The sequence below is a fragment of the Sphingomonas edaphi genome (assembly GCF_003583725.1).
Lineage (GTDB): Bacteria > Pseudomonadota > Alphaproteobacteria > Sphingomonadales > Sphingomonadaceae > Sphingomicrobium > Sphingomicrobium edaphi.
Genome location: NZ_QXTF01000001.1, coordinates 497,490 through 518,529 on the forward strand (window position 1 = coordinate 497,490; position 21,040 = coordinate 518,529).

The 21,040-nt window shown below is 63.9% G+C and carries 21 protein-coding genes and 1 tRNA gene; 6 read left to right on the forward strand and 16 right to left on the reverse strand.

What is annotated here, in order from left to right; translation table 11 throughout:
• Positions 1–127 precede the first annotated feature (127 nt).
• The 6 genes from folE to grxC form a co-directional block, all read right to left on the reverse strand.
• On the reverse strand, positions 128–739 hold the full coding sequence (gene folE / locus D3M59_RS02535; RefSeq protein WP_119531298.1) for a GTP cyclohydrolase I FolE: 612 nt from the start codon (positions 737–739) through the stop codon (positions 128–130).
• Entirely contained in the window at positions 736–2,064 is a 1,329-nt protein-coding gene (locus D3M59_RS02540) for an FAD/NAD(P)-binding protein (RefSeq protein ID WP_119531300.1), read from the reverse strand. The genes folE and D3M59_RS02540 overlap by 4 nt, the downstream gene beginning before the upstream one ends.
• Entirely contained in the window at positions 2,054–2,299 is a 246-nt protein-coding gene (locus D3M59_RS02545; RefSeq protein WP_119531302.1) for a DUF6356 family protein, read from the reverse strand. The genes D3M59_RS02540 and D3M59_RS02545 overlap by 11 nt, the downstream gene beginning before the upstream one ends.
• Positions 2,300–2,317: 18 nt before the next feature.
• Positions 2,318–2,394 (reverse strand) — tRNA-Arg (locus tag D3M59_RS02550).
• Between the two features lie 35 nt (positions 2,395–2,429).
• Positions 2,430–3,260, reverse strand: a complete 831-nt coding sequence (locus D3M59_RS02555) for a carbon-nitrogen hydrolase family protein (protein WP_119531304.1) — start codon at positions 3,258–3,260, stop codon at positions 2,430–2,432.
• Complete coding sequence (gene grxC / locus D3M59_RS02560) at positions 3,257–3,514, reverse strand: glutaredoxin 3 (RefSeq protein ID WP_119531306.1); 258 nt, start codon at positions 3,512–3,514, stop codon at positions 3,257–3,259. Before grxC ends, D3M59_RS02555 begins: the two co-directional genes overlap by 4 nt.
• 196 nt (positions 3,515–3,710) lie before the next feature.
• On the opposite strand from grxC, the gene D3M59_RS02565 reads away from it, so the two are divergent.
• Together D3M59_RS02565 and D3M59_RS02570 are read left to right on the forward strand one after the other, a co-directional pair.
• Positions 3,711–4,502, forward strand: a complete 792-nt coding sequence (locus tag D3M59_RS02565) for a class I SAM-dependent methyltransferase (protein ID WP_119531308.1) — start codon at positions 3,711–3,713, stop codon at positions 4,500–4,502.
• A gap of 75 nt (positions 4,503–4,577) precedes the next feature.
• Complete coding sequence (locus D3M59_RS02570) at positions 4,578–4,760, forward strand: Flp family type IVb pilin (RefSeq protein ID WP_119531310.1); 183 nt, start codon at positions 4,578–4,580, stop codon at positions 4,758–4,760.
• Between the two features lie 3 nt (positions 4,761–4,763).
• Here the strand turns inward: D3M59_RS02570 and D3M59_RS02575 are convergent, their stop codons facing one another.
• From D3M59_RS02575 to D3M59_RS12025, 5 genes are all read right to left on the reverse strand, one after another.
• Positions 4,764–6,233: a M48 family metalloprotease gene (locus D3M59_RS02575; protein WP_119531312.1), complete on the reverse strand. Its 1,470-nt coding sequence runs from the start codon at positions 6,231–6,233 to the stop codon at positions 4,764–4,766.
• 66 nt (positions 6,234–6,299) lie between these two features.
• Positions 6,300–7,241, reverse strand: a complete 942-nt coding sequence (locus D3M59_RS02580) for an acetyl-CoA carboxylase carboxyltransferase subunit alpha (RefSeq protein ID WP_119531314.1) — start codon at positions 7,239–7,241, stop codon at positions 6,300–6,302.
• Between the two features lie 34 nt (positions 7,242–7,275).
• Positions 7,276–8,160, reverse strand: a complete 885-nt coding sequence (locus D3M59_RS02585) for a tyrosine recombinase (protein ID WP_119531316.1) — start codon at positions 8,158–8,160, stop codon at positions 7,276–7,278.
• Positions 8,157–9,959 (reverse strand): hypothetical protein, encoded by a 1,803-nt coding sequence (locus D3M59_RS02590; RefSeq protein ID WP_119531318.1) that lies wholly within the window; start codon positions 9,957–9,959, stop codon positions 8,157–8,159. The genes D3M59_RS02585 and D3M59_RS02590 overlap by 4 nt, the downstream gene beginning before the upstream one ends.
• Complete coding sequence (locus D3M59_RS12025) at positions 9,943–10,080, reverse strand: hypothetical protein (protein WP_158581928.1); 138 nt, start codon at positions 10,078–10,080, stop codon at positions 9,943–9,945. Before D3M59_RS12025 ends, D3M59_RS02590 begins: the two co-directional genes overlap by 17 nt.
• Before the next feature lie 78 nt (positions 10,081–10,158).
• On the opposite strand from D3M59_RS12025, the gene D3M59_RS02595 reads away from it, so the two are divergent.
• Both D3M59_RS02595 and D3M59_RS02600 read left to right on the forward strand, forming a co-directional pair.
• Positions 10,159–10,701, forward strand: a complete 543-nt coding sequence (locus D3M59_RS02595) for a shikimate kinase (protein WP_233543109.1) — start codon at positions 10,159–10,161, stop codon at positions 10,699–10,701.
• Positions 10,698–11,774, forward strand: a complete 1,077-nt coding sequence (locus D3M59_RS02600) for a 3-dehydroquinate synthase family protein (protein ID WP_119531320.1) — start codon at positions 10,698–10,700, stop codon at positions 11,772–11,774. Before D3M59_RS02595 ends, D3M59_RS02600 begins: the two co-directional genes overlap by 4 nt.
• On the opposite strand, the gene D3M59_RS02605 is transcribed toward D3M59_RS02600, so the two are convergent.
• The 5 genes from D3M59_RS02605 to radA form a co-directional block, all read right to left on the reverse strand.
• A complete protein-coding gene (locus D3M59_RS02605; protein ID WP_119531322.1) occupies positions 11,771–13,570 on the reverse strand; it encodes a monovalent cation:proton antiporter-2 (CPA2) family protein in 1,800 nt (599 codons plus the stop codon). The two genes, D3M59_RS02600 and D3M59_RS02605, sit on opposite strands and share 4 nt — an antisense overlap.
• Positions 13,567–13,989: an iron-sulfur cluster assembly scaffold protein gene (locus tag D3M59_RS02610; protein WP_119531324.1), complete on the reverse strand. Its 423-nt coding sequence runs from the start codon at positions 13,987–13,989 to the stop codon at positions 13,567–13,569. Before D3M59_RS02610 ends, D3M59_RS02605 begins: the two co-directional genes overlap by 4 nt.
• On the reverse strand, positions 13,986–15,293 hold the full coding sequence (gene cysS / locus D3M59_RS02615; RefSeq protein ID WP_119531326.1) for a cysteine--tRNA ligase: 1,308 nt from the start codon (positions 15,291–15,293) through the stop codon (positions 13,986–13,988). The genes D3M59_RS02610 and cysS overlap by 4 nt, the downstream gene beginning before the upstream one ends.
• Positions 15,290–15,799, reverse strand: a complete 510-nt coding sequence (locus D3M59_RS02620; protein ID WP_119531328.1) for a CvpA family protein — start codon at positions 15,797–15,799, stop codon at positions 15,290–15,292. Before D3M59_RS02620 ends, cysS begins: the two co-directional genes overlap by 4 nt.
• Positions 15,800–16,654: 855 nt before the next feature.
• Positions 16,655–18,022, reverse strand: a complete 1,368-nt coding sequence (gene radA / locus D3M59_RS02635) for a DNA repair protein RadA (RefSeq protein ID WP_119531334.1) — start codon at positions 18,020–18,022, stop codon at positions 16,655–16,657.
• Positions 18,023–18,112: 90 nt separating this feature from the next.
• On the opposite strand from radA, the gene D3M59_RS02640 reads away from it, so the two are divergent.
• Together D3M59_RS02640 and D3M59_RS02645 are read left to right on the forward strand one after the other, a co-directional pair.
• Positions 18,113–19,687: a toll/interleukin-1 receptor domain-containing protein gene (locus tag D3M59_RS02640; protein WP_119531336.1), complete on the forward strand. Its 1,575-nt coding sequence runs from the start codon at positions 18,113–18,115 to the stop codon at positions 19,685–19,687.
• Positions 19,688–19,738: 51 nt separating this feature from the next.
• Positions 19,739–21,016 carry an MFS transporter gene (locus tag D3M59_RS02645; RefSeq protein ID WP_119531338.1) on the forward strand — a complete coding sequence of 426 codons (1,278 nt, stop codon included), beginning with the start codon at positions 19,739–19,741 and terminating at the stop codon, positions 21,014–21,016.
• Positions 21,017–21,040: the final 24 nt, after the last annotated feature.

The following is a 21,040-nucleotide window of genomic DNA, read 5'->3' on the forward strand; positions in this document are numbered from 1 at the left end:
GGCGACAGTTCGACCACCCCTGCTCTGGGCGGCCCCGTCACGGTTAGACGTTCGACGGGCGAGGTCGTCCGGCGGCGTGCGTAACCCGGTTAATTAATCAATGCAACAAATTTGATTAAACGAAAAGTTAATAACCCATCAGGGCTAACACTTCTTTCCGACTCCGCTCGTCGTCGCGGAAACACCCCATCATCCGGCTGGTCGTCATCATCACGCCAGGTGTCCCCACGCCCCGCGCCGTCATGCAGGCATGGCTCGCCTCGATAACCACCGCGACGCCCTTAGGTTCGAGATTTTCCCAAATGCAGTCGGCAACCTCCGCAGTCAGTCGCTCTTGCACTTGTAGCCGACGGGCAAATCCGTGGAGGACCCGCGCCAGCTTGCTGATGCCGACGACCTTGTCGCCGGGTAGGTAGGCGATAGCCGCCCTGCCGATGATCGGGGCAAGGTGGTGCTCACAATGGCTCTGAAAGGGAATGTCCTTAAGCAACACGATTTCGTCGTAACCGCCGACTTCCTCGAACGTCCGCGACAGGTGGAGAGCCGGCTCCTCGGTGTAGCCCTTTGCATATTCCTTCCATGCCCGAGCGACCCGTAGCGGCGTATCGATCAGGCCTTCGCGGGTAGGATCGTCGCCCGCCCAGCGGATCAGTGTCCGGACCGCATCGGCCACGTCGTCGGGTACGGCGATCTTTGGGGCACCGCTCACCAAGTCGCCGTCATCCGGACTTCCAGTCATTGTTCAAGCTCCTCGGCGATGTCGTCCGCCACAACGGCTACTTGCTGCCTGATATCGGGAACGGCGACGATTTCCCACCATACGCCTTTGGTCAGCGGCCCAACCGCCCACAGCCTTTCCGATCCTTCCGCCCTCCCGCGGCCATCGACCTGCAATCCCATCCCCAATCCGTCGGGCTCGACCCGTCCGGCTGACAGAAGGTTGTGAAGCATCGGGTCGCGGGTGAAGCGGATGGCGCCGAGCGGCCCGGTGCAGTTGATCGCCAGTCCGAACCGTCGGCGTAGGTCCTGCGAGGCGCCCCGCGGCGTAATCGCTGCGTCGACTGCCGCGCCGTCGCTGACCAGCGACGCGACCCGCCCGGCCATGACCTCCAGCCGCCTATCCTTCACCATGCCTTCCAGCCGATCCGCGATCTGCGGCGCAATGCGGTGACGGTGTATATCCCACCAAGGCCTCGCGTGGCGCAGGAAGCGCTTCTGCTCCCTTGTATCAAGCGAATGCCAAAGCGCCTGGCTATGGGGCCGCAGGCTGTCGACCGCAGCACGCCAGCCGACGATGGCGGTCCGCTTCCGAAGCCAACGCCACAGCGAGAGCAGCGACCCCTGCGGCACATCATCGCGCTCGACGGGCGCTGTTTCATTAGGCGCGTGGGAACGGGGGACCAAGCCGCGCCGCGATACTGCCAGGATACGGCCCGCATGACCGGCCTCGGTCAGGCTCAACACGACATCGACCATCGTCAGGCCGGTGCCGATGCACAGGACGTCCGCGCCGTCCTCGGCAGCGCACGCGATCGCGGCCTGGCCCTCTTCGCTCCACGGGTCATTGACGAACATGCTGCGCGGGAGATCCCGGGCGACGCCCGGCACTTGGGGCGCCAGGTTACCCTGCGCCAGTGCCAGAGCCCTGCCTTCATAGGCCTTCCCGCCTGCCTCGACCGTCCATCCGCCGCAAACGGGCGACGCGTCAGAAGCCTCCTCTGCAATTAGTTGAACGCAACCCCCGGCAATCGCTTCATCCAAGATTGTGCGAAGATAATCGCCGAACTCCTGGCGGGGCACGAAGTCGGCAGGCGTGAAGCCGTGGCGCTGCACATGCTGGGCGAAATCATCGGGCAGGTCAGGCCAAGCGCTCATCCGCGCGGCAGGAACGTTTAGCAGATGAGCTTCTTCTGGCGTCGAAAATGCCGTGCCGCGACCGGCTCGATCCGCGCCCTCGATAATGATGGATGACAGGCTGCGCCGGGCAAGCTGCGCGGCGAGCATCGTGCCCGAAAAGCCACCGCCGACGATCAGCACGTCGGCGCGGGCAAAGTCAGATTTCATAGTCGGGCCACGCGGCAGGATCGGCAGCGCCCGATTTACGCTTCATCATCTGGTTGTGAAGGCTGGTCACCGTCCGCCCGGCCGTCTCGGTGAACAGGCCGGGCACGGCTGCGTGAACGATGCAGGCCAGACCCGACCCCACCATTCTTGCGCCGATCAATAACGCGCCCGCCCCATGCTGGGTCCAGCTCATTCCAAGCGACTTGGGATGGTCATGAAACAACCGGCGGAGCATTGCGTCCCTCACGAAAAATGGTGGCCCCGGCAGGACTCGAACCTGCGACCTGCGGTTTAGGAAACCGTCGCTCTATCCGGCTGAGCTACGGAGCCACTTGCCGCTCCCTTAGGAAAGCAATGCGAGCGAATCAATTCGCTAGCGGTGCGATGGGCCTGCGGTGCTGGTGGACGGGAATGCGGCTCCGCACGTCCGATATGCGGGCAAGGTCAAGGTCAGCGAAGGCCAAACCGGGTCGGTTGTCCATTTCCAGAAGGAGTTCCCCCCAAGGATCAGCGGCCAGCGAGTGCCCGTATGTTTCGCGACCGTCTTCGTGCTGCCCCGCCTGTGCCGCAGCGATAACGAATGCTTCCGCCTCAATCGCCCTCGCTCGGAGCAAGACCTGCCAGTGCGCCTTTCCGGTCGGAACCGTGAATGCCGCGGGGACGGCGATGACATCAGCCCTGTCGTCGCTGAGTCGCTGGAACAGCTCGGGAAACCGAACGTCGTAGCAGATCGTCAAACCCAGTCGGCCGACCGGCGTGTCCGGTACGATCACTGCCTTTTCGCCGCGTTGGTACATGGCGGATTCGCGCCAGCTTTCGCCCGTTGGCAGGTCGACGTCGAACAGGTGGATCTTGTCGTAACGAGCGCGAACTTCGCCCGCCGGGTCGATGACAAATCCCCGGTTGACCAGCTTCTCGCCTTCTCCGCGAAGCGCCAATGAGCCCAGATGCACCCAGATACGATGTTGAGCGGCGGCCGCACGGACCGCGGCAAGCACTTGGTCGTCGGGTTCACGACGAGCCTTATCGAACGCGCGCTCGCGATCTCGATCGAGCATTCCGGACATTTCGGGCGTAAAAAGCATGATCGCGCCGCCCGCTGCTGCATCGCTCACGGCCTGCGCGAGCCGCATGGCGTTGGCGGCCGGATCAATCCCGCTCTGTGCCTGGAAAATCGCAATACGAACGAGGTTCATGCGGCGAGAAGGGCGTCGAGCTTGCCGTCATATTCCAGCGCCATCAGGGCGTCGCAGCCACCGATATGGCGGCCGTCGATAAAGATTTGCGGAACGGTCATCCGGCCGCCCGCGCGTTCAACCATTTCGGTCTTTTTCGCGCCGCCCATGTCGACGGGATATTCGGTATAGTCGACCTTTTTCATGTCGAGCAGTTTCTTGGCGCGGATGCAGAATCCACAACTCTGCTTGGTATAGATTTCAACCTTCGACAACGCGCGACTCCTTCAAGACCGTTTGACGCCTTAACGCATCAACTGCGAGTGGCGCACCACCTTTGCCGAGCAATCCGGCTCCATCCGCCGTGCCAACCTTGCGAAGCGCCCTTACACAGGCTTCCGCCCAGCTCCGGCTGGTAAAGACATCCTTCGCCACTTGTCGCGCGCGCAACACGGCCGCACAAGCGCGCCCGTGACTAGCAAGCTGTTCGATCCCAAACTGCGGGCGCTCCGCCGCGACCGCGCCGCGCGGCTCGGCCCCGAACTTTTCCTTCTCGATCGCGCATTCGATGAGTGCCTCGACCGGTTGCGGGACGTCGCCCGGCCGTTCCGGCGCGCAATGCTACTCGGCTGTCCGGACCGCGCGTGGGTTGAACGGGTCCGCCGGTTCTCGGACGAGGTCGAAATATTCGATCCCGGTCCAATGTTTGCCGAGGCCGCCGGCGGCTTGGCGGTTGAGGAGGATATGTTCGATTTCGGCATCGAACAGTTCGATCTTTGCATCGCGATTGGGACACTCGATACCGTCGACAACCTGCCGTTAGCGCTGACGCTCATCCACCGCGCACTGGTGCCGGATTCTTTGCTCATCGGGGCGATGGCTGGAGGCAACAGCTTGCCCCTGTTGCGCTCGTCGCTGATTGAGGCGGAGCGAGAGAGCGGACGCGTGACGGCACGGACCCATCCGCGGATCGAAGCGTCGTCGTTGGCGGGCCTATTATCGGCAGCGGGCTTTGGCATGCCAGTCGTGGACGTGGATCGGGTCACCCTGCGCTACTCGACCCTTAGCGCCTTGGTGAAGGACCTACGGACGATGGGCGCGACCAATGTCCTGCGGCAACGCGCGCCCGGGTTAACAAAAGGCGCCGCCAAACGTGCCGAAGCTGCTTTCGCGGCGGCGGCCATCGGCGGAAAGTCCCCGGAGATCGTGGAAATTCTCCACTTTGCCGGCTGGTCACAACAATCGGGGCAACCAGTAAATTAACCGATTTCCCCCAATCAAATCTTAATCGTTTCGGGTCTAAACCTGCACTGTGGACCAAGACCAGAGGAGGGTGGCGTGCTCGCTATCCGTATATTCGGTCGCAAGCTGCGTTCGGACAAACGCGGCGCGACCGTCATCGAATATGGGCTCATTGCGGCTCTGATCATCATCGCCATCATGGGCGCCATGAAAGCGCTCGGCGGTGGCGCTAACGGTATGTGGGGAAAGCTCGACAATAAAGTCGAAGAGGTGATGTAAGCTTTAGCTCCTGCGTAGGCCGTAAACGACCAGCTTCACTTTCTGGCCGGGCGTCAGGCGGCTATTGGCTGTCAAACCGTTGAGAGTGAGGAAGCGATCCATCTGGAAATCGCGGTAGGCCATCCGGCCGGCCAGCGAGCTTAGGGTATCGCCGCGCCCGACCGTTACTACGTCAATCACGCGGGGGCGGATCGCCGCCGCTTCGCTGGCGCTAATCCGACGCAGTGAATTGAACATCGATGCGAATGGAGCCAGCCCCTGCCCGGCCTGCGTCAATGTGACGAAATGATAGACGGTGTCCCGATCCCATTGATAGGCAAAGACGCCGACATCAACCGCCCCGGACGACGTATTTGCCCGGCCGACGACATAGGTCGCGGGCATGCTGTTGACGGTCGTCCGCTGCATTGGTCCTAGCGCGATTTGCGTACGCCCGCCGGTCAACTGCCGCAGCACCTGCCCGATATAGCTGTCCATGCTGCCGGCAAAGCGGCCGCCGGAAAATTGTGCCTGCCCGCCGGAACCCTGGATGGTTACGGCCCGCGTTCCGTTCTGCATCAGGTAACCCGTGGGAACGGTGAACTGCATGCGTAGGTCGGGGTGAGTGAAGCTGCGGCCTTCAATGATGCCCTGCGCCGGATCGTCGTCGACCGTGACGCCTTCAAGCTGGTTGAGGAATGCGTTCCGGTTGCGCATGCCCTGTCCCGACTTGCCAGTCCGGCGAGCCGCCTGGGACGCTTGCGCAACTCGGTTCTGGCTAAGGGGGTGAGTACTAGCCCATTCCGGGGTCGACCGGTTTGCGTCGCCCTGGATGCGGGACTCCAGCGCCGACGACCGCACCAACTGCGACAGCATCGACGCACTTGCATTGGGGTCGTACCCTGCCGCAGCGAGGTATCGAATGCCAAGCACGTCGGCCTGATATTCCTGATCGCGCGAGAAGCTCAACAAGCGCATCTTCGAAAATTGCTGCGCGCTCTGGGAAATGAGGTTGCCGAACACATTGTTGCCGACAACAGCTCCCAGGACGGCGCCAAGCACGCCGAGGATCGAATTATTCTGCGACGCTGATTTCCGAGCCTGCGCATGATTGGCGGCGATATGGCCCGTCTCGTGCCCGACGACGAAGGCCAGCTCGGCCTCGTCGTTCATAATACCCATCAACTGTCGGGTAATGTAGACGTAGCCGCCCGGCACCGCGAAGGCATTTTCCACTGCGCTATTTAACGTTGTGAAACGATAGACTTGCCCGGCGTTGGCCGTACCGGAAAAGGCCGCGATCCGGCGACCGACGCTCTGGACGTATGCCGCGCGCGGACCCGTTTCCGCACCGCCGAATTCTGCTACCATCTCCGGATGTTGGCGCGCGGCTTCCTGAACGTCGCGCTGGTTCAGATATTGCTGTTGCGCCTGCGTGGCCGCCGGGACGATCCCGACAGCAGTCGCAGCAAGCAGGGCCAGGGCAATACGCATCGTCTACTCCATCACCGATCACGGATTTCGGTGCGGTGAACGGCGTGAATGCGCTTCCGGTTCCGCCTAGCCGATGGCCAGGAACTTCGACCGCCGCTGTTCCAGGAGCTGGCCCCGGTCCAGTTTCGCCAGCCCGTCGATTTCCTCGATTACGGCGGCCTTGAGATTAGCGATCGCTTCCCCCGGCGCGCGGTGAGCGCCGCCTAGCGGTTCAGGAACAACCCGATCGACCACGCCAAGTGCCTGCAGGTCAGTGGCTGTGACGCGCATCGCTTCGGCCGCATCGGCGGCCTTATCCGCGGTCCGCCACAGGATGGATGCACAGCCCTCGGGCGAAATTACCGAATAGACCGCATGTTCGAACATCAAGACGCGGTTCGCAGCAGCGATGGCGACGGCCCCACCGGACCCGCCCTCGCCGACGACCACCGCGACGAGCGGGACGCCAAGCGCCAGGCACTGTTCCGTGGAGCGGGCGATGGCTTCCGCCTGTCCGCGTTCCTCGGCCTGCACGCCCGGGAAAGCGCCCGACGTATCGACCAAGCTGACGACGGGCAGGCCGAAGCGGTCGGCAAGCTGCATCAGGCGGATCGCCTTCCGATATCCTTCCGGTTTGGCCATGCCGAAATTATGCTTCAGCCGGCTCGCTGTATCGTCGCCCTTCTCATGGCCGATCAGCATCACCCGGCGGCCCTCGATTCGGGCAAGACCGCCGATAATCGCCGGATCGTCAGCAAATGCGCGGTCGCCTGCCAGCGGCATGAAGTCGTCGGCCAGGCCCGCAACATAATGTTTGAAGTGTGGCCGCTCTGGATGGCGGGCCACCATCGTCTTCTGCCACGGCGTCAGCTTGGCGTAAGTGTCTTTCAGCAGCTTGGCGGCCTTAGCCTCCAGCTTGGCGACTTCCGGGTCGATGTCGATCGAGCCCGCGCTCGCGGTTTCGCGCAGCTCGTCGATTTTCGAGTCGAGCGCCGCAATCGGCTTTTCAAATTCCAGATAGGTCTGCATCGGCTGCGCGGGGTAAGCGGCGGGCGCGGGCGCGTCAACGAGGATCGGTCGCCAGAGGGTGGCGGCTATTGACCAATTCCACGAGACGCGCGGAATCGACATGGGTATAGATTTGCGTCGTCGCGATGTCGGCATGACCCAGCAGTGACTGCAGGACGCGAAGGTCCGCTCCACCCGCGAGGAGGTGCGTCGCGAAGGCGTGGCGAAGAACGTGCGGGCTGACGCGATCAGGCGCAATGCCCGCGAGCGCAGCCATCGACCGGACAAGCTGGAACAGGCGAACGCGACTGAGGTGGGACTTGCCGCTGGGGAACAGCCAGCTGCTGCCTCCGTCGGCATGGGGCAGCCATTTCTGCACAGCCGCCGCCGCCCGCTCAGAGACGGGCACCAATCGCTCCTTCTCCCCCTTTCCACGCAGCATCAGGAACGGCTGTCCGGCGCGCACCGCTCGCCGTGGCAAGGATACCAGCTCGGTTGCCCGCAATCCCGAGCCGTACAGTAACTCGAGAAGCGCGAGGTTACGAAGCGCCAAAGGCTCGTTGCTCGAAGCCCGTTCCTCGACGACCGCGAACATGCACTCGACTTCTTCGCTGTCCAGCACCTTCGGCAATGGTCGCTGCAGCCGCGGCCGTGGCAGCGCAGCAGATGGATCGTCCGCCCGAAAGCCTTCATCGAACAGGAAGCCGTAGAAGCGGCGCAACGCTGCCGATCGGCGCGCAACGGTCGAGGCCGAAAGCTTCGCCCATGCCTCGCCGAGCCGACCTAGCTCGGTCGCCCCCGCTTTTTCCAGCGACCCGACGGCGTCGACTGCCGACGCAAGGTCACTGCGATAGGCAAGCAGCGTATTACGCGAAGCGCCAGCTTCGGCGGCCATCATGTCGCAGAACCGGTCGACCAGGGCCCGGTCGTCCGGCGTCACGCGCGGGCCAGCGCCTCCGCCGCGATCATTCGGGCAAGATAGTCCTGCCCCGTTCGCCGAAGCGCGTTCACGGCGTGAAAAAGATACATGGGGCCGACCTCGTCGAATTCACGGCCCTGCAGCGCGCTCGCCGCCAGCACCATCGCAGTGCCCGACTGCCGCCGCCGCATTGCCCCGTCGATCAGGCGCGTCCAGCTTGTTTCGGCCCCCAGGCCAAGGCTGTATTCGCGGTTGAGTCGTCCGGCTGTTGCTGGATCAATGCGCCCAAGGCCCGCCAGTCCGGCAATCAGCAAGGCCGTGCGCTGCTTGCCCTCGCTCTGGTCGCGGTCGGCGAAATCGTCGATCCGGCCGGCGTCGATGGTGATGGCGGTTCCTGCCGGCGCGCCAAGTGCAAGCATCGCCCAGACGGCATCCGCCTGCTGGTCGTCCAGGTCGCCAATCGTCCCCGCCCAGCGCGCTGCCTCGCGATCGAACCCGCCGGCCAACAAGGAAGCGACGATATCGACTGAGTCCGATTCAAGGTCCGCAGTTGGCGCGATCCGGCGCGCTGCGCGGGAGAGCAGGACGTGCGCCGCCATCCGGTCGAACGATCCTTGCGAATTGCCCCACAGCTTGCGCATCGCATCGAGGCGCGCATCCTGGTCTTTGCCGATGAACGCCAGCCTGAGCTGCCAGGCATCGGTGCTGCCCAGTTCGTCCGGATCCGTCGCGTCATATGCGCTCGAATAAACGTCGATCAGCGCCTGGCTAGAAAAGACTCCAAGCGCGGCCGCGGTCCGGGCATGCGGTATGCGCTGGCTAGCGGGAAACATTGGCGCCCTCGCGAGCCACGCCCGCATTTGCAGGCTGGACGCATTGACCAGTCGCTCCGGCGGCATCATCGCCGTTGCTGTCGCCAAGCCGTATCGCCAGCTATTCAACCTATCGACCGGCTCCCACTCGATGGTTACGGCACGCGCGGTTTCCGCACCGGCCCCGACTACCTTGTCGGCAAGCGCCAGGTCGATTGCTCCGACGCGGCCCCGGCGTCTCGCCGCTTCAATGTCGGCAGCGGCACGCTCGGCCTCGCCTGACAGCGAGGCACAGATAGCCGACACCAGCGAGCTCACGCGCGGCTCAACCTTGGACAGGCTGTCTTCCAATGCGCACATCGCGGACGGGTCGCTGCTGGCCAACGCAGACTGCAGCGCCACTTGTTTCATCTTGGGGGTGAAGCGGTCGCTGTCGACGCTGGCGACCAGCAATCTCGCGGCATCGGCTTCCCCCATGCGCAGCAACAGCCAGGCACGCTCGGCCGCCCAGTCGTAAGGGTTGACCCCGAACGGCGATGCCGCCTTTGCCAACAGCGCATTACGCAGGCCGATATGAGCCCAGCGCGACGCCAGTGGCGTGTCCATCCGGCGCATGACGATTTGCAGCGACTTGCCGCTCATCGAACCCCAGGCTGATGCGCCGAGGCCGACATCGACCGGGTCCAGCGTTCCCGCGAAGCGCGGATCGCGGCGGGCAGTTGCCGGAAATTCGACCTGAGGCGCCGGCGCGACTGCAACCGCCTCCAGTGGCGATAGCGAGTCAACGATCTCGACCCCGGCGCTCTCGGACGGGCCGCTTGCCTCCGGCCGCGGCGATGAGGCGGACGGTTGCGGACTTGGGACGGTCGGTTGGGGCGCGGGCGTCGCGGGCTCGCCGAATCCGGGCGGCAGGATCGATTCCGGCCGATCCTGCGCAATGGCGGGCAACGCCAGAGCCGCCGCGAGCGCGGCAGATCCAGCGAACAGCTGCTTAGTTCGACGGTGCATTGGCAGTGACATCGGCCTCGATGGTCTGGGTCGGTACTTCTTCGACGCTGCGAGACAGGAAATAGAGGCCGCCAACGAGCAGGATGACGATGACGATCAGGAAAATCAGGCCTCGAGGCATGGGTGCTCCGCTAAGGGGACGTGAAGTTGCAAGAAAGGCTTTTGCCCGACCTTGCCCCGCTATGTATAGCCCCAGCCAGTGCAAAAGCTGACCGACCTCCTCGACCGCCCGATTGTACTCGTGGGCATGATGGGCGCCGGAAAGTCCACCGTCGGGCGACGCCTTGCACGCCGCCTCGGTCTTCCTTTCGTGGACAGCGACGTCGCCATCGAAGAAGCCTCCGGTTCCAAGACCGCCGAACTGTTCGAACGCTTTGGCGAACATGATTTCCGCGACGGGGAGCGCCGGCTGGTTGCCCGCCTGGTCGAAGGCGATGTCCGGGTCATCGCGACTGGCGGCGGCGCGTTCAACGATCCCCGCACCCGACAATTGCTGAACGATCGGGCGATCACCGTATGGCTAGATGCGCCGGTAGACGTGCTTGCCGAACGCACGGCGCGAAGGAACAACCGGCCTTTGCTGCACAAGGGCAATCCCGCTGAAATTCTCTCGCGTCTGATGGAAGAGCGGCAATCCTATTATTCCGAGGCCAAGATCCATGTGCGCAGCACAGGCACCGGGGCGCATGGCAATGTTGTCGACGCGATCGTCGACGCGCTTTTCAAATACCTCGCGTCATGACTGTTATCCGGGTCGGTAGTAGCCATGCCGGCTACGACGTTCTGGTCGGTCCCGTCGAAGCGGGCATTGATCGGATCCGCGACCTAGCCGCCGGTACTACGCCGGTACTGGTAACCGAGCCGAGGGTCTTCGCGCTCCACGGCGCCGCGATCGTCAGCGCGCTTGGCGCAGATCCGCTTTTCGTCCCGTCCGGCGAGGCGGCGAAGGACTGGGACCAGCTCCACGAACTGCTCGAGCAGTTCGCAAGGCTGAACGTGGGTCGCCGCACGCCGGTCGTAGCCTTGGGCGGCGGAAGCGTGGGCGATCTCGCTGGCTTGGCCGCTTCGCTGTTCAAGCGCGGCTGTCCAATCATTCATGTCCCGACGACCCTATTGTCCCAAGCTGACAGCGCGATCGGTGGCAAGACCGCGATCGACGTCTTTGGCGAGAAAAACCTCGTCGGCACCTTCCACCAGCCCGCCCTCGTCGTCGCAGACCCGGCCATGCTGGATACGCTCGACCAGCGCCAGGTTCGCTCCGGATACGCCGAGATCGTTAAATACGGCCTGATCGGCGACCCCACCTTCTTCGCCTGGTGCGAGGCAAACGGACGCGGCCTGCTCGCGGGTCATCCGGACCTCCGGCTACACGCCATCACCACCGCAATCCGTTCGAAGGCCCGGCTGGTCGAAGGCGACATCAGCGATCGGTCTGGCCAGCGGGCGCTTCTTAACCTCGGCCACAGCTTCGCCCATGCGATCGAGGCGGAAGCGGGCATTGGCTCGCTGCTTCACGGCGAAGCGGTCGCGCTGGGGCTAACCCTTGCCTATCGCCTGTCGGCGGAGACCGGCATCGCTCCCGCCAGCGACGCGGAACGGGTGGCAGCTCACTTCGCTTCGGTCGGCTTGCCAACGCGGCTCGCGGAGGTCGGATTGGCAAATCGAGGTGCAATCCTCACCGAGCGCATCGGCCGCGACAAGAAAAACACCGGCTCGAGCCAGGTCCTCGTCCTCGCTCGCGGCATCGGCCGCGCGTTCATCGACGACAGCGTCGATCCGCGCCACCTAGCCGACTTCCTGAACCGCTCGACTTAGCCTGGCATTTCCTCGTCGGGGAGCGAGCGCCTTGGCCCAAACGAACGCTCCTCGCCCGCGTGCAGATCACCCGTCGCGCTTTGCCGTTCAAGCCGCTGGCAATCGCGCAATCGATATTCACGCTCGACGCGTTCCGCCTCGGCCGGTTCGACGCCAACCGCCTTCAGCGCCGCGCGCCCCATCACGACCGCGCTGTCGAACAGCTCCCGCTGGGCAAAAGCCAGGTCCAGCCCGTCGAGCGACATCAGGTGTACCCGGTCGAATGCCCGCACCATCACCGCCGCCTGTGGAAAGGCCTCCAGCACCTGCATCAGCGCAGACCGGGTTAGTTCGCCTTCCAGATTGTCGTTGCAGAACAGAATGGCCTTGGCCGTCTCCGCCCCAGCCGTGCGCAGCAGGTCGATGCGCATCCCGTCGCCATAATAGACCTTAGTGCCGAACTCGCCCGCACGCTCGATCATCGTCGGCTTCTTGTCGATCAGCGTGACTCCGATGCGCTTGGCCATCAGCATCTGCGCGACCGTCTGCCCGAAGCGGCCGTAACCGACGACGATGACACTCGAATCCGGGGACATCTCCGGTCCCTCGAGTCCGCGGCCGCTCGCTTCCTCGCGGCGCTCCATCCAGTCGGTCAGGCGCATCAGGAACGGGGTCGTCGCCATCGACAGCACCACGACCGCGCTGAACAATGATGCCGCCTCGGGCAGGATCAGTTGCGCCCCATCGGCCTGGGCGAACAGGACGAAGCCGAATTCGCCCGCCTGGCTGAGCAGCAGTCCCAATCGAATGCTGCGCGGCCAACCGTTGCCGAACGCCCGCGCCAAGCCCGCGATGATCAGGCATTTAATGACGATCACCGCCAGCGTAATGCCGACGACGAACAGCGGCCGGCTGGCAATCGCGCTAAGATCGAGCAGCATCCCGACCGATAGAAAAAATAGCCCCAGAAGGATCGACCGGAATGGCTCGACGTCGCTCTCCAATTCGTGCCGGTAGGGACTTTCCGCGAGCATTACGCCGGCAATAAATGCGCCCAGCGCGACCGACAGCCCCAGCGCGTGCATTAAAGCCGCCGACGCAATGACTGTGAACAACCCAGCGACGATGAACAACTCGCGCTCGCCCAGCCGCCCGATCAGCCGGAACATGGGGTTAAGGATCAGGCGCCCCGCAAGCACCAGTCCGACGATCGCCCCGACGGTATAGAGCGCAAGCGTCCAGCCACCCGGGGCGCTCGGGTCCGGCGGGACCCGCGACATGGCAGCGATGATCGTGATCATGGGCACGATCGCCAGGTCCTGGAACAGCAGGATCGAGAAGGTCCGCTCCCCCGCCGGCGTGTTGAGGTCGCCGTCCGACCGCAGCATCGGCAGCACCTGCGCGGTCGAAGAAAGCGCCAGCGGCAGCCCGATCGCCAGCGCTGCTTCCGGCGTCACGCCGAGCGCCAGGTGGATGAAAACACTCAGCGCCACGCCGCACAGGACGACTTGGGAAAGACCGAGGCCGAATATGTCCTTCCTAAGCCGCCAGAGCCGGCCGGGGTTCAGCTCCAGGCCGACGATGAATAACAGTAGCGCAATGCCGATTTCGGAAATGCTTGATAGGTCCTCCGGATCGTCGACCAGCGACAACAACTGCGGCCCGATCAGTACGCCGCCGACAATATATCCAAGCGTCGCGCCAAGCCTCAGCTTGCGGAACAGAGTAACGAAGATCAGCGCGGTGCCGAGCATGATCGCGCCGCCTTCGAGCAGCGCCTTGGTTGTCTCCGCGACCGCGTGAGTCTCGACGCTCATCGTCCCTCCTCCATCGCCGCCAGCAGCGTTCGGAAAGGCAGCAGGATTGCACCGTGACGTGCCCGCCGGGCGCGCGCCGGTGCCAGAACCTCCAGCCCTGGCCATGCATCGACCGACCCATCGTCGCCCGCAAGCCAGTTTTCGATTCCTGCGACGGCGACCGCGACCTCGCCGCGGCTCCGGCCGGCGGCCGAACGGCCCATCAGCGCCGCCGCCGCCTGCCCGAATGCGCAAGCCTCCACCGCCTGCCGCAAGCCGATGATTCGTCCGTCCCCGTTAAGCTCGACTGCGACCCGTGCGCGGCTACCGCAGGTTGGGGAGCGTCGCTCGGTCGCCGCCTCGAGTTCGGCAAAACGGACCATTTTTGGAATGGACGCCGCGAGGCGAAGGATGTCACGCGTGTAAAGCGGCTCGCTCACGCCCGTCGCCAGGTCGTGCCGCCCGGCCCATCCTCCAACAGCACGCCCTCGGCCTGGAGCTCGTTGCGGATGCGATCGGCTTCGGCGAAGTCGCGACGCGCCTTGGCCTCGGACCGCGCGGCAATTCGCTCCTCGATATTCCCGCTGTCGCCATCGCCGCGGAACCATTCGTCGGCGCTTGAGCTAAGGAGGCCCATCAGCCGCGCCGACGCTACCAGCGTGGCCGGATTGTCGATCGCGGCCAGTCGCGACAGGGCTAGCGGCGTGTTCAGGTCGTCGGACATTGCGTCCACAACGCCCGCGTCGACCTCGCCGGGCTCCGCATGGCCCGCGCGGCGATACAGGCCGTCGAGCGTCGCCTTCGCCTGCGCGATGAGGCTTTCGGTCCATGGTAGCGGCTGGCGATAATGCGCCGACAACAACGCAAGGCGCAGCGTTTCGCCCTTGTGCCTCTTCAGCAATTGCTCGGGGGTCACGACGTTGCCCAGCGACTTGGACATTTTCTCCGCGCCCATGTCGACGAAGCCATTGTGCACCCAGTATCGCGCCAGCGGCGCCCCGCCATGCGCGCAGCGACTTTGCGCAATCTCATTCTCATGGTGCGGGAAGATGAGGTCCAGCCCGCCGCCATGGATGTCGATCGTCTCGCCCAAATGCGCACGGATCATCGCCGAACATTCGATGTGCCAGCCTGGGCGGCCCCGCCCCCACGGGCTATCCCAGCCGACAACGCCCGGGTCGCTCGGCTTCCATAGAACGAAATCAGCTGGGTCGCGCTTGTAGGGTGCAACCTCGACGCGCGCTCCGGCAATCATCGCGTCACGGTCGCGGCGGCTCAACGCGCCATAATGGGGATCGCTCGACACATCGAAAAGGACATGGCCTTGCGCCTTGTAGGCGTGGCCCTTGTCGATGAGCTCCGCGATCATGGCGATCATCGGCCCGATTTCCTGCGTCGCGTGCGGCGCGATAGTCGGCGGGCTGACGCCCAGCGCGCCCATGTCCTCTAGGTAGAATTGCTCATAGCGGTCGGTAACCACGGACGTGTCCACGCCCTCGTCGCGGGCCGACGCTATAATCTTGTCGTCGACGTCGGTGACGTTGCGGGCATAGATTAGGCTTTCCTCGCCGTAATGATGGCGAATGAGCCGGGCCAAGGTGTCGAACACCACCGCAGGGCGGGCATTACCGATGTGGGCGCGGCCATAGACCGTCGGCCCGCAGACATACATCGTCACTCGCCTTGGGTCGGCAGGGACGAACTCGCGCTTTTCTCGCGCCATCGTGTCATGCAGGCGGATCAATTCTCATTTCCTTCGTGGCGGCGCAGCTCGACCCAATCGACCACCGCTCGGCCCGTCGCATTGAGCAGCGGATAGGTGCGACTCTCAGTCATCCATTCCGGTCGGGCGGCCTCGCCGCCATAGACCAAGTCGGTTGCAAGGTTGGCCAGCAGGAAAAACAAGGTCGCGCCGATTAGGCCCTTCAATATGCCGAACCCGCCGCCCAGTAACCGGTCAACCGGCCCCAGCACCGACCGCCGCGCGCGCCCGCCAACAGCGCGGGCGAACAGCTTCACCGCTATGTAGGCTGGCAGGAACAGCAGCGCGAATGCCAGCACGCTCGCCGCCGCCTCAGTCCCGACACTGTCCACCAGCCGCTCCGAAAGCGGCGTGTGGAACAACTTCAGCGCCGCAATCCCAGCCACCCAGGCGAGTAGCGACAACACCTCGTGCGTAAAGCCCCGCACGAACCCGACCAGGGCTGCCCCGCCAAGTAGGAGGATGACGAAGATATCAAGTGCAGTCATTACGGAACCGGCTAGCCGAGGCAGCGCGACGGGGGAAGTGGGCAAGCGGTGGATTTAGGAAACGGGACGCCCTCGCCGGCTTTCCAGTCAATTCAGGTATGGAAAACTGACTTGGCTTCTCAATAGTTTACCCAACGGGGAAGAGGCATGGCGCCCCCGGACGAGGTGAACTCGACATGCTCCTGCTCGACCGCTGCTCCATAGTTGTAACGGCGGGGGAGCCTTACATGAATGTGGAAGCGGAACGGGTCGCGGCGGGTAGCGGGAGCGTCAAACTGCAGCGAAACGTCCAAGCCCCTGATCTCCGAACCATTCCAACAGGAGCGAAACTGGCGACCTTTCGGAGACAAAGGGTCGTTAATTTCCACTAAAAGTGCATCGAGACGAAAGGAGCCGTCGTCTCCTCGAACGAGGTCCAGCCGCAACTGTGCCCGGTCTAGGCGGTTGAACATCTCGGCTGTTTCGATGAGCGAGGATGATATTTCATAAGGAGCGACGCCAAACTGACCGACGAAGAGAATGGCCGTCGGGGGTTTGCTTTGTTCGGTCGCTGGGAAGGACGCTGGATCGGGATCTCATGAAGCAAAGTAGATGTGTCGCGGCGATCGAATATCTTGGAGAAGCGCGCCGAACGTCTTGATCGCGAGCATCTCACCCTGATGCAGATTATCAGCGGCGACTGGCGGCCAAGAGCGAAGCGCTGATTGCGACGCATAGCTGTGAGTGAAGGTGGCAAGGGGTTCGAGCGGCAGGACGGCGGGCGGCATCAGTTAACCTGGGTTGCCTCATCGAGTTCGGTAACACGAAGATATTTGCAAACAGTTCGTGCCTCGGCGCCAAGGCTTGCCACGAAGCCTATTGCGCCAAAACCTGATCGACTAGGTCCCTGAGCTTGCCGAAGCTCGACAGCACGAGGCCCTTCGGCGCTTCGGTACCCTTGGGTGCCCAGCCACGCTCGAAGCCCAGCTTGGCCGATTCTTTCAGGCGCAACGCGGCATGGCCCACCGGGCGAACCTCGCCGGAAAGGGCAATTTCGCCCATCACCACCGCGTCCTGCGGAACCGGCCTTTCAGACAGAGCCGACACCAGCGCCGCTGCCACCGCCAGGTCCGCCGCGGGATCAATCAGTTTATAACCGCCCGCGACGTTTAGATAGACTTCTGCCGTAGCAAAACTGAGCCCGCAGCGCGCTTCCAGCACTGCCAGAATCATCGCCAGCCGCCCGCTGTCCCAGCCAACCGCTGAGCGGCGCGGCGTCGCACCGCTCGCCAGCCGAACCACCAGTGCCTGGATTTCAACCAGCACCGGCCGGGTTCCTTCCAGCGCCGGAAAGACGCTGGTCCCGCTGACCGGCTCGCCGCGCTGGGTCAGGAAAAGGGCCGACGGGTTGGGCACTTCGGCCAGACCGGCGCCTTCCATTGCGAATACGCCGATTTCGTCGGTGCCGCCGAATCGGTTCTTGGCGGCGCGAAGGATGCGGTATTGGTGGCTGCGCTCGCCCTCGAAGCCCAACACCGTGTCCACCATATGCTCCAAGACGCGGGGACCCGCGATGGTCCCGTCCTTAGTGACATGGCCGACCAGCACGACGGCGGTCCCGCGTTCCTTGGCGAAGCGCACCAGCTCCTGCGCCGATGCCCTCACCTGGCTAACCGTGCCGGGCGCACCTTCGATGAGGTCACTGTGCATCGTCTGGATGCTGTCGATAATAAGTAGCGCGGGCGGCGCGCCCTGTCCTACGGTCGTCAGAATGTCCCGCACCGACGTCGCCGCCGCCAACCGCACCGGCGCCCCGCCCAGCCCCAGCCGGATAGCGCGCAGCCTCACTTGGTCCGCCGCTTCCTCGCCGGAAACATAGACGATCTCCTTGCCCGCCGAGGCGAGACTGGCCGCGATCTGGAGCAGCAAGGTTGACTTGCCGATGCCCGGATCGCCGCCCAAGAGCATCGCCGAACCCGGGACGATCCCACCGCCAACCGCCCGGTCGAATTCCTCGATGCCGGTACGCATCCGCTCGGGCAGCGCGACCGCGGCGTCCAGCCCGACCAGCGCAATTGGCCGCCCACCCCCCTGCAAATTATGCTTGGCGGCAAAGACGGTGACGTTCGCCGCCGCCTCCTGGACCAAAGTATTCCATTCCGAGCAGTCGGTGCACTGCCCCTGCCACCGGTTCGATTCCGACCCGCAGGCCTGGCACACATATCGCATTTTCAGCTTTGCCATATCCGCGAGGCTACTGGAACGAAGCAGGAACGCAAGTGGCAATCTCGTCACGCGGCCGCGCAAGCGCTAAAAGCGTGGCGGAGGGTCCGTATGCCCGACGTGTTTCTGTCCTATGCAAGGCCCCGGATGGATGACGCGATGCGCATCGCCGATTGCCTACGCTCGGCCGGCTATTCCGTCTGGTACGACGAAAGTTTACCTGCCCACCGCGCCTATAGCGACGTGATAGCCGAACAACTCGATGCGGCTTCAGCGGTGGTGGTGCTTTGGTCGGCGGAAGCGGCTCAATCCCAATGGGTTCGCTCCGAAGCCAATCGGGCAAGGGAATCCGGACGGCTGGTCCAGCTGCGGCTCGACGCCAGTCGCCTGCCAATGCCGTTCGACCAAATCCAGTGTGCGGATTTGCAGAACTGGCGGGGCAATTGCGCGGCGGCTGGCTGGAAAACGATCGCGGCAAGCGTTGCCGCTCTAACCGGCAATCCCCGCCCTTACATCAGCGGCACCGTTGTAAGGCGCCCTGACCGGCGTGGCATACTAGTCGGAGCAAGCGCAGCGGTCATGATGGGCGTAGGAGGATTCGCAATCTGGCGTGGGAGGCAGCCGTCGATGTCGCCGGAGGCGGAATTACTTTTGCAAAAGGGTATGGATGCGCTGCAAGCCAATGACGCGTTGGATGCGGAAGATGAGGGGTCGACAGCCCAAGCGATCGCCTTGCTGACCGATGCGACCCGCCTCGCGCCAAATTCGGAGCAGGCTTGGGGCGGGCTTGCGTTGGCCTATGCCGCCCGCCGGCGAAGCGCGCCGGTCGATCAGCGGCCAGGACTGGAAGCCCGGGGGCGGACCGCCGCCCGGACCGCTCTTGGCCTTAATGCGAGCGAGCCAAGGTCGCTAGCAGCCTTGCGGATCATGTCGCCGGTTTACCGCAACTGGATGAGCGCAGAACGTGAGGCACGTCGAGCACTGTCGCGGAACCCGAATTTCCCGATCCTCCTTTTCGTGCTTTCAGACGTGCTAGGAAGCGTGGGCCGCTGGCGCGACGCTACCGCCCTGTCCAATCGCCTGGACCGCACGAAATTCCTCCTGCCGGGCGCAGAGCGCAAGGCGATCATCAACCTGTGGTCGGCCGGTGACTTGCAAGGCGCCGACGAAGCCATCAAGGCAGCCGTAGAACGGTGGCCCAAGCAGCGGCAAATCTGGCGAACGCAAGTTGCCTACCTTCTCTATAGCGGCCGTCCGACCGAGGCGCTTGTCGTGCTCAACGATCCTCAGCAGCGCCCCTTGGAAGCTGTACAGGGCATGGTCGGGGCCGCCATTGAAACGGCTCGCGCACTGGCGGGATCCCTCCGCAGAGAGGATGCGATCCGCACAAATTTGGCGTTTCTCAAGGAGGACCCCGGAGCAACGCTTGCGGTCGCGCAGGCATGCACGGCATTGGGTGAGTCTGCGGGCGCGTTCGACTTGCTCGACGGATATTACTTCGCGGAGGGCGAATGGGCTTCCCTTGCCCCTGCAGGCGGTGACCAGGACCGGCAGACCAGCCCGTTGTTTCACCCTCCAATGCGCGACTTATGGACAACAGACCGTTTCGCAGCGCTGATGCGCCGCATCGGCCTTGCTGCCTATTGGCGGCAATCGGGATCCCGCCCAGACTATATGCAGCAGTGAAAAACCGCTCAGCGCGTTGCGACAATTGACCGTCACAGCTACCGGCGATTCATGTCGATCTTTCCCGCTCCGCTTCGTATTCCCGCGTTTCGCGCCTTCTGGGTGGCGCGGCTGGCAACGACGATCGCGCAGATGGCGATGGTCATCGTCATCGGCTGGCAGGTCTACGACATTTCGCGATCGACCATGGGGATCCGGGAGGCTGCATTCCAGCTCGGTCTGATCGGGCTGGTGCAATTTGTGCCCTTGTTCGTCCTGACGCCGATCAGCGGCTGGGCAGCCGACCGGCTCGACCGTCGCTTCATCGCCCGGGCGGTGATTCTTCTGGAAATGCTGTGCGCGCTGATCCTGTTCGCTGCCACCTGGGGCGGCTTCATCAGCATCCCCATCCTGTTCGGCGTCGCCGCCCTGCTGGGCGTTGCTCGGGCTTTCGCCGGACCGGCGCTTGGCGCGATGGCGCCGAACCTCGTACCGCGGGAGATATTGCCCAATGCGATCGCACTGAGTTCGACCGCATGGCAGACCGGCGCGATCGCCGGTCCCGCGCTTGGCGGAATTTTGTACGACGTGACTCCGCATCTTCCCTATGCGCTCAGCAGCGTCCTGTTCGGTGTTTCGGCGATGTGCCTGTTCCTGATTCCGCCGCTGGCAAGGACGCCGCTCAAACCCGGATCGCCGTGGCGGCAAATGATCGACGGGCTGGCCTATGTCCGTCGCAACCGAATGGTACTCGGGGCGATCACGCTGGACCTGTTCGCGGTGCTGCTAGGTGGCGTGACGGCGATGCTACCCGTGTACGCCCGCGACATTTTGCAGGTTGGCGCGGACGGCCTCGGACCCCTGCGCGCCGCGCCGGCACTCGGCGCGACCATGACCGCCATCTTCTTCTCGATCCGGCCACTGCGTACGAATGTCGGGGCAAAGATGCTGGCGGCGGTTGTCGTGTTCGGCGCAGCGACGGCGATCTTTGGCATTTCGACCTCCTACTATCTGTCAATCGCAATGCTGGCCTTGCTGGGCGCCGCAGACATGTTCTCGGTCTACATTCGCCAGTCATTGATCCAGCTTCATACGCCCGATGAAATGCGCGGGCGGGTCTCGGCGGCTTCGACCCTCGCCATCTCTGCATCGAACGAGCTGGGCGAAACGCGCAGCGGATTCTCGGCGGCGTTACTCGGTCCTGTTGCCGCAACTGCCATAGGCGGGATCGCCGCTATGGTCGTAACCATCACTTGGGCGGTCATTTTTCCGGAGCTTCGGAAAGCGAAGAGTTTCGAGGTCACCGACCCGCCACCCGAGGAAGCGACGGTGGTTTCGGCGGGCGCCTGACCCGACTTGCCAGCGGCGGGGCGC